Raw genomic sequence first — 13,747 nt, forward strand, 5'->3', positions numbered from 1 at the left:
CGAGGGGTTCGCGCGGGCAGGCTTAAAGTTGCGGCGAGACGGCCGCAATCGTCACCGTTTCGACGGTCTCGGGCACCGGGTACTTGCGCGATCCGCCGCGTCCGTGTGGACTACGCCCAATGCTGCGCGTACGCGCGCCGCCGAAGACAATCACCGATACATGAGCAGGAGGCACCCCGTGAGCGCGACCGCGGACCACGCGGAGACCAGTCTGGTTTCCAGGCTGGGTTTCGAGTCCGAACAGGTGGTCCAGGAGATCGGCTACGACGACGACGTCGATCAGGAATTCCGTGAGGCCATCGAGGATCACATCGGCAGCGACCTCGTCGACGAGGAGTACGACGACGTCGCCGACGCGGTGCTGCTCTGGTTCCGGGACGAAGACGGCGATCTGACGGACACGCTGGTCGACTCCATCAACTTGGTGGAGGACGGCGCACTGATCCTGCTGCTGACCCCCAAGACCGGTCGTCCCGGTTACGTCGAGGCCAGTGACATCAGCGAGGCCGCCCAGACGGCGGGCCTGGCGCAGACGAAGAGCGTCAGCGTCGGCAAGGAGTGGGCCGCCAGCAAGCTGGTGACCCCCAAGGCCGCAAAGTCCAAGCGCTAGCCACGCGCCCAGACAAGTGGATGAACCCCGTCGGCTCCGGTCGGCGGGGTTTCTGCTGTTCCTACGGCCGCGTGCGTACGGTCCTGTCAGGCCCTCGCCTAGGCTGGGCTTCACCCGAACGGTCCAACGAAGGGATACGAGAGATGGCGATCGAGGTCGGCACCAAGGCCCCGGACTTCGAACTGAAGGACAACCACGGCGCTACCGTGCGGCTTTCCGACTTCCGCGGGGAGAAGGCCGTGGTGCTGCTCTTCTACCCCTTCGCCTTCACCGGCGTCTGCACCGGCGAGTTGTGCGAGCTGCGCGACCAGCTGCCGCGGTTCCAGAACGACGACGTACAGCTGCTCGCGGTCTCCAACGACTCCGCGCCGACCCTGCGGATCTTCGGCGAGCAGGAGGGGCTGGAATACCCGCTGCTCTCGGATTTCTGGCCGCACGGCGAGACCTCCCGTGCCTACGGTGTCTTCGACGAGGACAAGGGCTGCGCGGTCCGCGGCACCTTCATCATCGACAAGGACGGCGTCGTGCGCTGGACCGTCGTCAACGGGCTGCCCGACGCGCGTGACCTGAACGAGTACATCAAGGCGCTCGACAGCATCTGACCCGGCGCCGCGCCGGGTGCCGAGCCGCATCCGTACGATTCCGCACGAAAACCCCGTACGGGCGGGAACCCGTCACTAGGATCGAACCGTTGATCCGGTAGCAACCGCACGACGGGGCCCCGCCCCACATGAACCCAATGGAGGACCCGTGGGAGTCAGCCTCAGCAAGGGCGGCAACGTCTCGCTGACCAAGGCCGCGCCTAACCTGACGGCGGTCATCGTCGGTCTGGGCTGGGACGCTCGCACCACCACCGGTGTCGACTTCGACCTCGACGCCAGCGCGATCCTGACCAACGATCAGGGCAAGGTCGCCAGCGACGCGAACTTCGTGTTCTTCAACAACCTGAAGAGCCCCGACGGCTCGGTCGAGCACACCGGTGACAACACCACCGGTGAGGGCGAGGGCGACGACGAAGCGATCAAGGTCAACCTCGCCGGTGTCCCTGCCGACGTCAACAAGATCGTCTTCCCTGTCTCGATCTATGAGGCCGAGAGCCGCCAGCAGAGCTTCGGCCAGGTCCGCAACGCGTACATCCGCGTCGTGAACCAGGCCGACAACACCGAACTGGCCCGCTACGACCTCTCCGAGGACGCCTCGACCGAGACCGCCATGGTCTTCGGCGAGCTGTACCGCAATGGCGCGGAGTGGAAGTTCCGTGCCATCGGCCAGGGTTACGCCTCGGGCCTGCGCGGCATCGCGCAGGACTTCGGCGTCAACGTCTGACCGCGCCAGCACCCGCAGGAGCAGTACCAGCAGTACACCGTCCGGCGCCGTGCACTTCTGTGTACGGCGCCGGATGTGATTCGTCGGCGTCCGACGTCGGCGCCACATCTTCCGGGGAGGACCACATCATGGGCGTCACACTCGCCAAGGGGGGCAATGTCTCCCTCTCCAAGGCCGCACCGAACCTGACCCGGCTGCTGGTCGGCCTCGGCTGGGACGCGCGCTCGACCACCGGCGCCGACTTCGACCTGGACGCCAGCGCGCTGCTGTGCGGCAACGGCCGGGTGCTGGGCGACGAGTACTTCGTCTTCTACAACAACCTCAAGAGCCCCGAGGGCTCCGTCGAACACACGGGTGACAACCTCACCGGTGAGGGTGAAGGCGACGACGAGTCGGTCCTGATCGACCTCACCAAGGTCCCGGCGGTGTGCGACAAGATCGTCTTCCCGGTGTCCATCCACGACGCCGATGCCCGCGGGCAGTCCTTCGGCCAGGTCACCAATGCCTTCATCCGCGTGGTGAACCAGGCGGACGGCCAGGAGTTGGCGCGTTACGACCTTTCCGAGGACGCCTCCAGCGAGACCGCGATGATCTTCGGCGAGGTCTACCGGTACGGCGCCGAATGGAAGTTCCGGGCCGTGGGGCAGGGGTACGCGTCGGGCCTGCGGGGCATCGCTCTAGACTTCGGGGTCAACGTTTCGTAAAGCCGTACAAGACGATGGGGTGCCCGTGGTTCTGAAAACCTTCGGCTGGTCGTTCGCAATTACTGCGCTCGGCCTGGCCGCGGCGGTTCTCTACGGGGGGTGGACCGCGTTCGGGATCGTCGCGATCCTGTCCATCCTGGAGATCTCGCTGTCCTTCGACAATGCGGTGGTCAACGCCGGAATCCTGAAGAAGATGAGTGCCTTCTGGCAGAAGATCTTCCTCACCGTCGGTGTCCTCATCGCCGTGTTCGGCATGCGACTGGTCTTCCCTGTCGTGATCGTCGCGATCACCGCCAAGATCGGGCCCATCGAGGCCGTCGATCTCGCGATGACCGACAAGAACCAGTACCAGCAGCTGGTCACCGACGCCCACCCGGCGATCGCGGCCTTCGGCGGCATGTTCCTCCTGATGATCTTCCTGGACTTCATCTTCGAGGACCGCGACATCAAGTGGCTCGCCTGGCTGGAGCGTCCCCTCGCCAAGCTCGGCAAGATCGACATGCTGTCGGCGTGCATCGCGCTGATCGTCCTGCTGATCTCCTCGTTCACCTTCGCCGCCAACGCCCACCAGCACGGCGGCACCCATGTGGACAAGGCGCAGACGGTCCTGATCTCCGGCATCGCCGGTCTGATCACCTACATGATCGTCGGCGGTCTCTCCGGCTACTTCGAGAACAAGCTCGAAGAGGAGGAGGAGGCCGAGCACGAGGCCGAGGAAGCGGCCAAGAAGTCCGGCAGTCCGGTCTCGGCGGTCGTCATGGCGGGCAAGGCCGCGTTCTTCATGTTCCTCTACCTCGAGGTACTGGACGCGTCGTTCTCCTTCGACGGGGTCATCGGCGCCTTCGCCATCACCAACGACATCGTGCTCATGGCCCTCGGCCTCGGCATCGGTGCCATGTACGTCCGGTCGCTGACGGTCTACCTGGTCCGCCAGGGCACCCTGGACGACTACGTCTACCTGGAGCACGGCGCGCACTACGCCATCGGCGCGCTCGCCGTCATCCTGCTCGTCACCATCCAGTACGAGATCCACGAGGTCATCACCGGCCTCGTCGGAGTGGTGCTGATCGCCTGGTCCTTCTGGTCCTCGGTCCGCCGCAACAAGCGCCTGGCTCTTCAGGAGTCCGCCGTCGAGGCATGATCACTGCGGTAATGCGGAACGCTCAACTGCGGGGCGGCATGGGGTACTCCCACGCCGCCCCGTCCCGCATCTGCGAACCCAGGGGGGATGGACATGGGCTTCATCGATTTCTTCGACGGCCTCAGGGGCGCCCGCGCCTCGCAGTTCCAGTCGGGCAGCGCGTCGTCGAACGCGATCGAGCTGACGAAACGGCGCCCCACGGTGTCGCTCACCAAACAGGGGGCGGTCCACGGAAACCTGCGCGTCAACCTGTCCTGGCGGATGCGGACCTCCGACTTCGGCGGCCGCTCCGGCGAGAGCGGGCAGCTCTTGCGCCATCCGTTCAAGCTGTTCAAGCCGGACATGGTGCAGGCGCACACGCAGGGCGTGGTCAACGTCGACCTCGACCTCGGCTGCCTGTACGAGCTGACCGACGGCACGCGCGGGGCGGTACAACCCCTGGGCAACCTGCTCGGGGACATCAACGACCCGCCGTACGTCAAGCTCAGCGGCGACGACCGGTTCGGTTCGGCCTCGGGCGAGACCCTCTACGTCAACCTCGATCACGCCGACGAGATCAAGCGGCTGCTGATCTTCGTCTACATCTATGACCAGACCCCGGCCTTCGACCGTACGCACGCCATGGTGACCCTCTACCCGGTCACCGGCCCGCGGATAGAGATCCCGCTGGAGGAACGCCATCCGCAGGCCCGCTCCTGCGCGGTGGTCTCCCTGGAGAAGGTCAAGGGGGAACTCGTCGTGCGGCGCGAGGTCAAGTTCGTCTACGGGTTCCAGGCCGAGCTGGACCGGCTGTACGGCTGGGGGCTCCAGTGGGGCCGGGGCTACAAGAGCACCAAGGCGTGACGGCCCCGGGCCGCCCGCGTCAGCGGCGCAGGAACTGCGGGCCCTGCACCGGCAGCCGGAAGGACGGGTCCCCGGCGGGCGCGGGCGACACGTGCTGCGGGTACCCGTAGGCGGGCTGCGCGGCGGGCGGCGCCTGGGTCGGCCCCGCGGCGGGCGCCGTCGGCCGCATGGCCGCCGTCGGCCCGGCCTGGCCGGTCTGCCCGAGCTGCCCGGCGGCCGGCCCGTCCTGCCCGGCCCGCGCCGCCGGGGCCGCGCCCGCGGCCGCCTCCGGTTCCCCGGCGCCGTCGTCCACCGAGATGCCGTGATCGGTGGCCAGCCCGACCAGCCCGTTCGAGTAGCCCTCGCCCAGCGCGCGGAACTTCCACCCGTCGGACCTGCGGTACACCTCCCCGCACATCAGCGCCGTCTCCGCGCCCGTCTCGGGCTGTACGTCGAAGTAGGCGAGCGGCTCGGTGCCCCCGCTCACCGTGGCGTCGTAGAGCAGGATCCGCAGGTCCCCGACCCGTTCGAAGGGCACGTCCTCCGCCGAGACGACCACGAGGATCCGGTCCACCCAGCCGGGCACCGAGACCAGGTCCATCTGCACGGCGTCGGTGACCGCGTCCCCGACCCGCTTCTTGCCCAGCCGCCAGACCGCCCCGGAGGGGTGCCGGGGCTGGTTGTAGAAGACGAAGTCCTCGTCCGAGCGCACACGGCTGTCCGCCCCCACGAGCAGCGCCGAAGCGTCCACGTCCGGGACCTCGGGGCCGCCGGTCCAGCGCAGCACCGCCCGGACCGCGGCGGCGGTCACCGGGATGTTGGAGCCCTTCTGCATCGCGTGCGTCATGGCGGTCATCCTGCCCTCCCGGGGCGGGCCGGGACAATGCGGGCCCCCCGAGTGTCGCCCTCGGCCCTTGTTCGGTCGTCCGGGAGCGGGGCATGGTGCAAGAGGGTTACCCGAACTTCATGTGCTTGAGGAACTCTTGGAACTCATTCGTACGTACTATTACCGGCCATGCCAATGGGGCCGCCGAGTCAGTAGGGGGAAGCACATGCGTCATTTCGGGCACATATCGCCTACTGTCCGTAAGGATCTCTTCCACCAGGAGCCGGTGGAGTTCACCGCCGGCTCACCGGCCCGCACGCTCGCCGCGGCCCTGGGGGCCACCCTGTACAGCCCCGCCACCCGGCCCCACCTGGCGGCCGACGTCGCCAAGCAGGCCGGTCGCGGAGTCGTCTCCATGGTCCTCTGCCTGGAGGATTCCATCAGCGACGCCGAGGTCGCGGGCGGCGAGGAGAACCTCGTCCGGCAGTTCGCCGAGATCGACGCGAACGCGGCTGAGGCCCCGCTGCTCTTCGTCCGGGTCCGCGAACCCGAACAGATACCCGACATCGTGCGACGCCTCGGCGGGTCCGTGCGCCGATTGGCCGGATTCGTACTCCCCAAATTCACGGAAAGCCGTGGGGTCGCCTTCCTCGACGCCGTCGGCCGGGCCGAGGAGGTCGGCGGGCGGCCGTTCTACGCCATGCCCGTGCTGGAAACCCCCGACCTGCTGCACCTGGAAACCCGGGCCGAAGCCCTCGCGGGCATCTCCCGCACGGTCAACAGCTACCGCGAGCGGGTCCTGGCCCTGCGCCTGGGCGTGACCGACTTCTGCTCGGCGTACGGACTGCGCCGCACCCCCGACATGACCGCCTACGACGTCCAGATCGTCGCGGGCGTCATCGCGGACGTGGTCAACGTCCTGAGCAGGGCCGACGGCACCGGATTCACCGTGACCGGACCCGTCTGGGAGTACTTCCGCAGCCAGCAGCGCCTCTTCAAGCCGCAGCTGCGGCGCAGCCCCTTCCTGGAGGAGGGCGTCGAGGAGCTGCGCACCGCGCTCATCGAGCACGACCTAGACGGCCTGCTGCGCGAGATCGAACTCGACCGGGCCAACGGCCTGCTCGGCAAGACCTGCATCCACCCCGCGCACGTCACCCCGGTGCACGCACTGTCCGTGGTCTCCCACGAGGAGTTCAGCGACGCCCAGGACATCCTGCGCCCCGAGCGGGGCGGCGGCGGAGTGATGAGATCGGCTTATACGAACAAAATGAATGAAGTGAAGCCGCACCGGGCCTGGGCCGAGCGCACCATGCTGCGCGCCGAGGTCTTCGGTGTGGCCAGGGAGGAGGTCGGCTTCGTCGACCTCCTCACCGCCGGACTCCAGGTCTGAACCGGGATCCGGACCGGGTGTCGACGTCGAGGAAGGGCAAGAAGATCGAAGCGGTGTGGTCGGGAACATGGGTGGCGGACCGGCTGGGCGTGGCCCTGGACGAGGGCCCGCGGCCCGAGCCGGGCGCGCCACCGCTCGCCGAGCTGCTCGGCCTGGCGCTGCGCCGCAACCCCAAGCGGGCGCACCTGCTGGTGTCCCGGGTGCTGGGCAAGCACGTCCCCCGCTCCCCGGCGGTGGTCCACGGCGCCGGGTACGGGCTGGGGCTGCGGGTGCGCGAGCTACTGGGTGAGGCGGCCCCCTCCGCCGTGGTGCTCGGGTACGCCGAGACCGCGACCGGGCTCGGCCACTGCGTCGCCGACGGCCTCGGCACGGCCCCGTACCTGCACTCCACCCGCCGCCCGGTCCCGGGCGTGGCGCCCGCGGGGGGCTTCGAGGAGGCGCATTCGCACGCCACCTCGCACCTGCTGCTGCCGGAGGACCCGGAGCTGCTGGCCGGGAGCGGCCCACTGGTCCTGGTCGACGACGAGTTCTCCACCGGCAACACGGTCCTGAACACCATCCGTGACCTGCACGAACGTCATCCGCGCGAGCACTACGTCGTGGTCGCCCTGGTCGACATGCGCTCGGCGGCCGACCGCGACCGGCTGACCGCCTTCGCGGAGAGCCTGGGGGCCCGGGTGGACCTGATCGCCCTGGCCAGTGGCACCGTGCGACTGCCGGAGGGCGTGCTGGAGCGCGGCATGCGGCTGGTCGAGCAGTACGAGGCCCAGGGCGCGGGGGCGTGCGAGGCGCAGGATGCTGCGGCGTGCGAGGCGCTGGACGCGCCCCTGGCGCACGCTCCCGCCCCCGCGCACGCCCGCGTCACCCGGGTCCCGCTCGACTGGCCGGCCGGGGTCCCGGACGGCGGCAGGCACGGGTTCACCCCCGCGCACCGCGCCCGGCTGGAGGCCGCCCTGCCCGGGCTCGGCGCGCAGCTCTCCCGCGCCCTGGGGGAGCGCCCCGGGCGGGTCCTCGTACTCGGCAACGAGGAGCTGATGTACGCCCCGCTGCGGCTCGCGCAGGCCCTGGAGGAGACCGGGACCGCCGCCGAGGTGTGCTTCTCCACCACCACCCGCTCGCCCGTCCTCGCCGTCGACGACCCCGGCTACGCCATCCGCACCCGGCTGGTCTTCCCGGCCCACGACGACCCGGCCGACGGGCCCGGCGAGCGCTACGCCTACAACGTCTTCACCGCCGGGGGCCCCGCCTTCGACACCGTGGTCGCGGTCGTGGACTCGGCCGGTGACACCCCGGCCCTGCACGCCCCGGACGGGCTCCTGGCCAGCCTCGCGCCGCACACGGGCCGGGTCGCGCTGGCCGTCGTACCGTCGTACGTGCCGTCGTACGCGCCGGGCGCGCACCCATCCGACGTACCCGACGACCGGCGGGAGCCGATCATGCCCGAGCTGTCAGAGCTGTCAGAGCTGCCAGAGAGGTCGAAGCGGTCAGAGCTGGAGCCGTCGGAGCCTTCGGCGCTGCCCGAGCCGCTGCGCGGACCCGCGTTCTCCTCCTACCCGGCCGAGGACGTCGGCTGGCTGCTCCAGGACCTCTCCGACGTGGAGCTGGAAGCCCCCACCGAGGAACGCGAGGAAGCCATCCAGGCCGGCGGCGCGCACTACGCCGAATCCCTGCCCGTGGAGTACCAGCCCAGCGACCACTACCAGGAGCTGTACCGCAGCGCCCTGGCCGCCTCCGCCGCCCGCATCGCGCGCGCCGTCGGCACGGTCACCGAGACCGTCCTCGCCGAGCGCTCCCCGCACCCGGTGCTGGTCTCGCTGGCCCGCGCGGGCACCCCGGTCGGGGTGCTGATGCGCCGCTGGGCGCAGCTGCGCCACGGTCTGGACCTGCCGCACTACGCCGTCTCCATCGTGCGCGGCCGGGGCATCGACGCCAACGCGCTGCGCTGGCTGGCCGCCCACCACGACCCGGCCGACGTGGTGTTCGTCGACGGCTGGACCGGCAAGGGCGCCATCACCCGCGAACTCAAGGCGGCGCTCGAAGCGCATCAGAAGGCCGAAGGGGGCCCCGGCTTCGACCCGGAGATCGTGGTCCTCGCCGACCCGGGCGGCTGCGTGTCGACGTACGGCACCCGCGAGGACTTCCTGATCCCCTCCGCCTGCCTCAACTCGACCGTCTCCGGACTCATATCGCGAACCGTGCTGCGGTCCGACCTGGTGGGCCCGGACGACTTCCACGGCGCCAAGTTCTACCGCGAACTGGCCGGGGCCGATGTGTCCGTCGCGTTCGTTGACACCGTCGCCGCCCGCTTCGACGAGGTGGCCGACGTGGTGGACGCCGAGGTCAAGGAGCTGCTGGCGGCCGACCGCAGCCCGACCTGGGAGGGCTGGGCGGCGGTGGAGCGGATCAGCGAGGAGTACGGCATCCACGACGTCAACCTCGTCAAGCCCGGCGTCGGCGAGACCACCCGCGTCCTGCTCCGCCGCGTCCCGTGGAAGATCCTGGCCCGGCGCGGCGCCGGGGCCGACCTGGACCACGTACGCCTGCTGGCCGAGCAGCGCGGGGTGCCGGTCGAGGAGGCCGACGGGCTGCCGTACACGTGCGTAGGACTCATCCATCCCCGCTTCACACGCGGCGCCACCGGCGCCGACGGAAAGGCTGTGGCCTCCAAGTGACCGTCCTGGTAGCCAGTGATCTCGACCGTACGCTCATCTACTCGGCGGCGGCCCTCGGGCTGACCATGCCCGATCCGGTGGCCCCCCGGCTGCTGTGCGTCGAGGTGCACGAGAGCCGCCCGCTCTCCTTCATGACGGAGACGGCGGCCGGGCTGCTCGCCGAACTGACCGCCGACTCCCGCGTGGTGTTCGTCCCGACCACCACGCGCACGCGCAAGCAGTACCAGCGGATCCGCTTCCCCGGCCGCCCCGCCGCCTACGCGATCTGCGCCAACGGCGGGCAGCTGCTGGTCGACGGCGCGCCCGACCGGGACTGGCGGCGCCAGGTGGCCAAGCGGCTGGAGCGGGAGTGCGCGCCGCTGGAGGAGGTGTACGGGCACCTGCTGGACACCGCGGACCCGCTGTGGCTGCGCAAGGCCCGGGTGGCGGAGGACCTCTTCGCGTACCTGGTGGTGGAACGGGAGCTGGTGCCGCCGGAGTGGCTCAAGGAGCTGGTGGAGTGGTCGCAGGAGCGGGGCTGGACGGTCTCGCTCCAGGGCCGCAAGATATACGCCGTCCCGCGCCCGCTGACCAAGAGCGCGGCCATGCGGGAGGTGGCCCGGCGGACCGGCGCCGCGCACACGCTGGCCGCCGGGGACTCGCTGCTGGACGCCGACCTGCTGGAAGCGGCGGACGAGGCGTGGCGGCCGGGACACGGCGAACTGGCCGACGCGGGATGGAACCCGCCGGGCGTGCGGGCGCTGACCACCCAGGGAGTGGCGGCGGGTGAGGAGATCATCCGCCAGTTCGGCCGTGCGGTGGGCAGACTGAGCGCATGACCAAAGGCAACAGCACCAAGATCACGGATGAGCTGTACGCGTACATGCTCGACCACAATCCGCCGCTGGACGAGGTCCAGCAGGCCCTGGTCGCGACGACCTACGAGAAGTTCCCGGACGTCGCCGGAATGCAGTCCGCGCAGGAACAGGGGCCGCTGCTGGCCTTCCTGGTCCGGCTGACGGGCGCGCGCCACATCGTGGAGGTCGGCACCTTCACCGGTTTCTCGGCGCTGTCCATGGCCCAGGCGCTGCCCGAGGACGGCCGGCTGATCGCCTGTGACGTCTCGGAGGAGTGGACGGCGTACGGGCGCCAGGCCTGGGCGGCGGCCGGGGTCGCGGACCGGATCGAGCTGCGGATCGGGCCCGCGCTGGACACGCTGCGGGCGATGCCGTTCGGGGAACACGTCGACCTGGCGTACATCGACGCCGACAAGCAGAGCCAGATCGCCTACTGGGAGGAACTGGTCCCGCGGCTGCGGCCGGGCGGCCTGATCGTCACGGACAACACCCTCTTCCACGGCACGGTGCTGGACGAGTCGGCGACCGGCTCGGGGGCCGGGGTGCGCGCCTTCAACGACCACGTCGCGGGGGACAAGCGGATGGAGTCCGTGATGCTGGCGATCTCGGACGGCCTGACGCTGTCGCGCAAGCGGAGCTAGCGGAGGCCGGTGGGGGCTGGCGGGGTAGCCGGCCGACCGGCCGGCTGGCGGGGCTCAGCCGCAGCCTCCGCCGCCGCAGCACCCGCCTCCGCCGCCTCCGCCCGCGCGGGCTGGTGCGGGGGCGGCGGAACGCGTGCCGCCGACGGCGACGGCGGACAGCAGCTTGACGGTGTCGCCGTGCCCGGCGGGGCAACTCGCGGGCGCGGCGGACTCGGCCATGGGGCGGCTGACCTCGAAGACGTCCTCGCAGGTCCGGCAGCGGTATTCATAACGGGGCATGCGCACAGGCTATGCGCTCGGAGCCGACGTGGACGTATTCAGCCGGAGCGTGCCAGGGGGCCAGGCCAGGGCGACGGCTACCGAGCCGGGCCGGGGCCCACGGCCACCGACCCCGGACGGGCCCGCATCCGCTCCTCCCGCGCCGCCTGCTCGGGGTGCCGCGCGCGCCAGTACGGATTGTCGTGCGGCAACGCACTGCCCACCCGCCCGTACATCCCGAACCACATCAGCATCACGCCGACGACGAAGCTGAACAGCACGTTCTGGATCCGGAAGGCCAGGAAGTTCAGGCCGGTGTCCAACAGCGCGAGATTGACGAACCCGCTCGCGATGAACAGCAGGCCCAGCGTGATGTTGAGCGTCGACGCGAAGCTGCCCCCGATCACCATCCCGACGAACAACAGCCCTCCGATACAGATCGACAGCACACTCAGCGAACCGTTGGTGTTCAGGGCGAGCACCGTGGCCCCACCGGTGTCGAAGAAACCGATCCGGTCGATGATCCCGAGGATCCCGAAGGCGACCAGCAACAGCCCGGTCAGTCCGGCACCGACCCGATAGACCTGGCTGAGCTTGTGGTCGGCGGGCAGGTGATCGTCGAGCTCAGCGTTGACGGGACGCAGGAGGCGTCGCAGCAGCCCCTCGGAAGCCTGCGGCGCATGAGACGCGTAGGGCTCGTGGGCTACGTACGGCGCATAGTTCTCGTGGGCCTCATGGCATCCGTAGAGCGCATGGGACGCGTACGACTCGGGCTCATGCGGTACAGGGGGCGCCTGGGAGGCGCGGCCCGCACGAGGCCTGTGGGAAATGTGGGCAGCCATGGCGCCGCCTCCTCAGCTCCGTTTCTGGAACTCCAGCATCCGCCGATGCCCGCCGTCCGACAACCCAGGCCTCAGCCGGTGCCGCGCCGCCCCCGCATATCGCTGACCACCCCGGCCACGGTCGCCCGTACGCCCTCCATCTCCTGGAGGAAGTGCCAGTAGTCCGGGTGCCGTCCCTCCAGCCCGGCCAGCGCCCGCTCCACCCGGGCCACCGACTCGTCCAGCGGCCCCGCGTGCCGCGGATCGGGCACGCTGCGCCCCTCCATCGCCAGCCGCTGCGCGTCCCGGATCGCGAACCGGGTCCGCTGGACCTCCGCCTGTGGATCCTTGGCCACCGCCTCCAGCCGGGTCAGCCGGTCCTGGGCCGTCGACACCGCCGCGTCCACCGAGTCGAACAGCTCGCGGACGGTGGCGATCAGCTCGGTGGCCTCCGACCAGCGCTGCTCCTGCCGGGCCTGCCCCGCCTCCTTCAACCGCTCCTCCGCCTGCCGTACGGAGGCCAGCGCCTGCTCCGGTACGTGCTGCAGGTCCTGCCAGCAGTCGGCGCTGAACCGGCGCCGCAGCTCGCTCAGCACCGGATCCACCCGGTCCGCCCGGTTGCGCAGGGCCTGCGCCCGGGTCCGCAGGCTCACCAGCCGGCGGTCCATCTCGGCCGCCCGCTCCGGCAGCCTGGCCGCCTCCGCCCGCACCGCCTCCGCGTCCCGCAGGATCCGGTCGGCGCGCTGCACCGTGGCGGGCACCCCGTGCCGCGCCGCGCCCTGGTTGAGCATGGTCAGCTCCGGCCCGAGCGCCGCCAGCCGCGCGGCCAGGTCGTCGGCGCGCATGCCGGAGGCCCGTACGGCGTCCAGCGCGTTCGCCGCCGCGAGCAGCGCGGCCTTGGCCCGCTCCCGCGCGGGCGCGACCCGCGCCAGCTGCGACTCGGCGTTGTCGAGCAGCGGCCGCAGCCCCTGGTCAAACCGCTCCAGCTCGCCCTTGACCCGCACCAGCTCGTCCCGCGCCCGCTCCAGCTCACGCTGGGCGCGCGCGGCCACCGCGCCGTCGAGATCGTCCCGGTCCAGGTCGTGCGCGTCGACGGCCTCGATGTAGACCTGGCTGACCGCGTCGATCCGCCGGCCCAGTTCCGCGAAGCCCTCGACGGCCCGCCGCCCGGCGGGAGACCCGTCCGCCGCGGTGATCGTCTCTATCGAGATCCGCAGATCCCGCTGTGCGGTGTCGAGCTCGTAGAACGCGGCGGCGGCAGCATCCTTCGCGGCCTGCGCATCCGCCCGCCGGCTCTCGTCCCGCCCACCGAACCACCGCCGGGAAGCCGTTGTCACAATCCCTCTCCCGTACCGCGTCCAACCGCGTCCAGCATGCCCCACCCCATTCTCCCCCACGCGATCGCGTTTGTGTCCGGGGTACGCCGTCCATGTAGGCTGTCCACTCATCCACGGGTGCGTAGCTCAGGGGTAGAGCGCTGCTCTTACAAAGCAGATGTCGGCGGTTCGAAACCGTCCGCGCCCACCAGGGATAACTAGCAGGTGAGAGCCTGTTATTGGCCCTCCAGTCGTGTTGGCGGTTTCTAGCGGTCGTTGCAACACGTGGTCGGTTGTCTAGGCCGCGAGGAGTTTATGCAGGCGCTCGGCTGGGGTTTCCCAGCCGAGCGTTTTGCGTGGGCGGCGGTTGAGCTGGTCGGCGAC

14 protein-coding genes and 1 tRNA gene are annotated in these 13,747 nt (G+C 70.3%); 11 read left to right on the forward strand and 4 right to left on the reverse strand.

The window, feature by feature from the left end:
* The first annotated feature begins 178 nt into the window (after window positions 1–178).
* The 6 genes from QMF80_RS24400 to QMF80_RS24425 all read left to right on the forward strand — a co-directional run bounded on the left by QMF80_RS24400 (window position 179) and on the right by QMF80_RS24425 (window position 4,624).
* The gene (locus tag QMF80_RS24400; protein ID WP_283456717.1) at window positions 179–610 is read left to right on the forward strand and encodes a DUF3052 domain-containing protein; all 432 of its coding nucleotides are present in this window, start codon (window positions 179–181) and stop codon (window positions 608–610) included.
* Window positions 611–753: 143 nt separating this feature from the next.
* Entirely contained in the window at window positions 754–1,212 is a 459-nt protein-coding gene (locus QMF80_RS24405) for a peroxiredoxin (RefSeq protein WP_283456719.1), read from the forward strand.
* A 148-nt stretch (window positions 1,213–1,360) separates the two neighbouring features.
* Entirely contained in the window at window positions 1,361–1,936 is a 576-nt protein-coding gene (locus tag QMF80_RS24410; RefSeq protein WP_283456721.1) for a TerD family protein, read from the forward strand.
* A gap of 128 nt (window positions 1,937–2,064) precedes the next feature.
* Entirely contained in the window at window positions 2,065–2,640 is a 576-nt protein-coding gene (locus QMF80_RS24415; protein ID WP_283456723.1) for a TerD family protein, read from the forward strand.
* A 25-nt stretch (window positions 2,641–2,665) separates the two neighbouring features.
* Entirely contained in the window at window positions 2,666–3,781 is a 1,116-nt protein-coding gene (locus QMF80_RS24420; protein ID WP_283456725.1) for a DUF475 domain-containing protein, read from the forward strand.
* Window positions 3,782–3,883: 102 nt separating this feature from the next.
* Complete coding sequence (locus QMF80_RS24425; RefSeq protein WP_283456755.1) at window positions 3,884–4,624, forward strand: TerD family protein; 741 nt, start codon at window positions 3,884–3,886, stop codon at window positions 4,622–4,624.
* A gap of 19 nt (window positions 4,625–4,643) precedes the next feature.
* On the opposite strand, the gene QMF80_RS24430 is transcribed toward QMF80_RS24425, so the two are convergent.
* Window positions 4,644–5,450: a TerD family protein gene (locus QMF80_RS24430; protein ID WP_283456758.1), complete on the reverse strand. Its 807-nt coding sequence runs from the start codon at window positions 5,448–5,450 to the stop codon at window positions 4,644–4,646.
* A gap of 205 nt (window positions 5,451–5,655) precedes the next feature.
* Here QMF80_RS24430 and QMF80_RS24435 point away from each other — a divergent pair, with 205 nt between their 5' ends.
* Genes QMF80_RS24435 through QMF80_RS24450 form a run of 4 tightly spaced genes read left to right on the forward strand, consistent with a single transcriptional unit; the run spans window position 5,656 to window position 10,968 of the window.
* Entirely contained in the window at window positions 5,656–6,819 is a 1,164-nt protein-coding gene (locus QMF80_RS24435) for an HpcH/HpaI aldolase/citrate lyase family protein (protein ID WP_283456728.1), read from the forward strand.
* Window positions 6,820–6,836: 17 nt separating this feature from the next.
* Window positions 6,837–9,491, forward strand: a complete 2,655-nt coding sequence (locus QMF80_RS24440; RefSeq protein WP_283456730.1) for a phosphoribosyltransferase — start codon at window positions 6,837–6,839, stop codon at window positions 9,489–9,491.
* The gene (locus tag QMF80_RS24445) at window positions 9,488–10,309 is read left to right on the forward strand and encodes an HAD family hydrolase (protein ID WP_283456733.1); all 822 of its coding nucleotides are present in this window, start codon (window positions 9,488–9,490) and stop codon (window positions 10,307–10,309) included. The genes QMF80_RS24440 and QMF80_RS24445 overlap by 4 nt, the downstream gene beginning before the upstream one ends.
* Complete coding sequence (locus tag QMF80_RS24450; RefSeq protein WP_283456735.1) at window positions 10,306–10,968, forward strand: O-methyltransferase; 663 nt, start codon at window positions 10,306–10,308, stop codon at window positions 10,966–10,968. The genes QMF80_RS24445 and QMF80_RS24450 overlap by 4 nt, the downstream gene beginning before the upstream one ends.
* Before the next feature lie 54 nt (window positions 10,969–11,022).
* On the opposite strand, the gene QMF80_RS24455 is transcribed toward QMF80_RS24450, so the two are convergent.
* The 3 genes from QMF80_RS24455 to QMF80_RS24465 all read right to left on the reverse strand — a co-directional run bounded on the left by QMF80_RS24455 (window position 11,023) and on the right by QMF80_RS24465 (window position 13,384).
* A complete protein-coding gene (locus QMF80_RS24455; protein WP_283456737.1) occupies window positions 11,023–11,247 on the reverse strand; it encodes an FmdB family zinc ribbon protein in 225 nt (74 codons plus the stop codon).
* Between the two features lie 77 nt (window positions 11,248–11,324).
* Entirely contained in the window at window positions 11,325–12,068 is a 744-nt protein-coding gene (locus QMF80_RS24460; RefSeq protein ID WP_283456739.1) for a DUF4383 domain-containing protein, read from the reverse strand.
* Between the two features lie 71 nt (window positions 12,069–12,139).
* On the reverse strand, window positions 12,140–13,384 hold the full coding sequence (locus QMF80_RS24465) for an HlyD family secretion protein (RefSeq protein ID WP_283456741.1): 1,245 nt from the start codon (window positions 13,382–13,384) through the stop codon (window positions 12,140–12,142).
* 115 nt (window positions 13,385–13,499) lie between these two features.
* On the opposite strand from QMF80_RS24465, the gene QMF80_RS24470 reads away from it, so the two are divergent.
* Window positions 13,500–13,574 (forward strand) — tRNA-Val (locus tag QMF80_RS24470).
* Window positions 13,575–13,747: the final 173 nt, after the last annotated feature.

It is taken from the genome of Streptomyces sp. G-G2, from assembly GCF_030063135.1.
GTDB lineage: Bacteria > Actinomycetota > Actinomycetes > Streptomycetales > Streptomycetaceae > Streptomyces.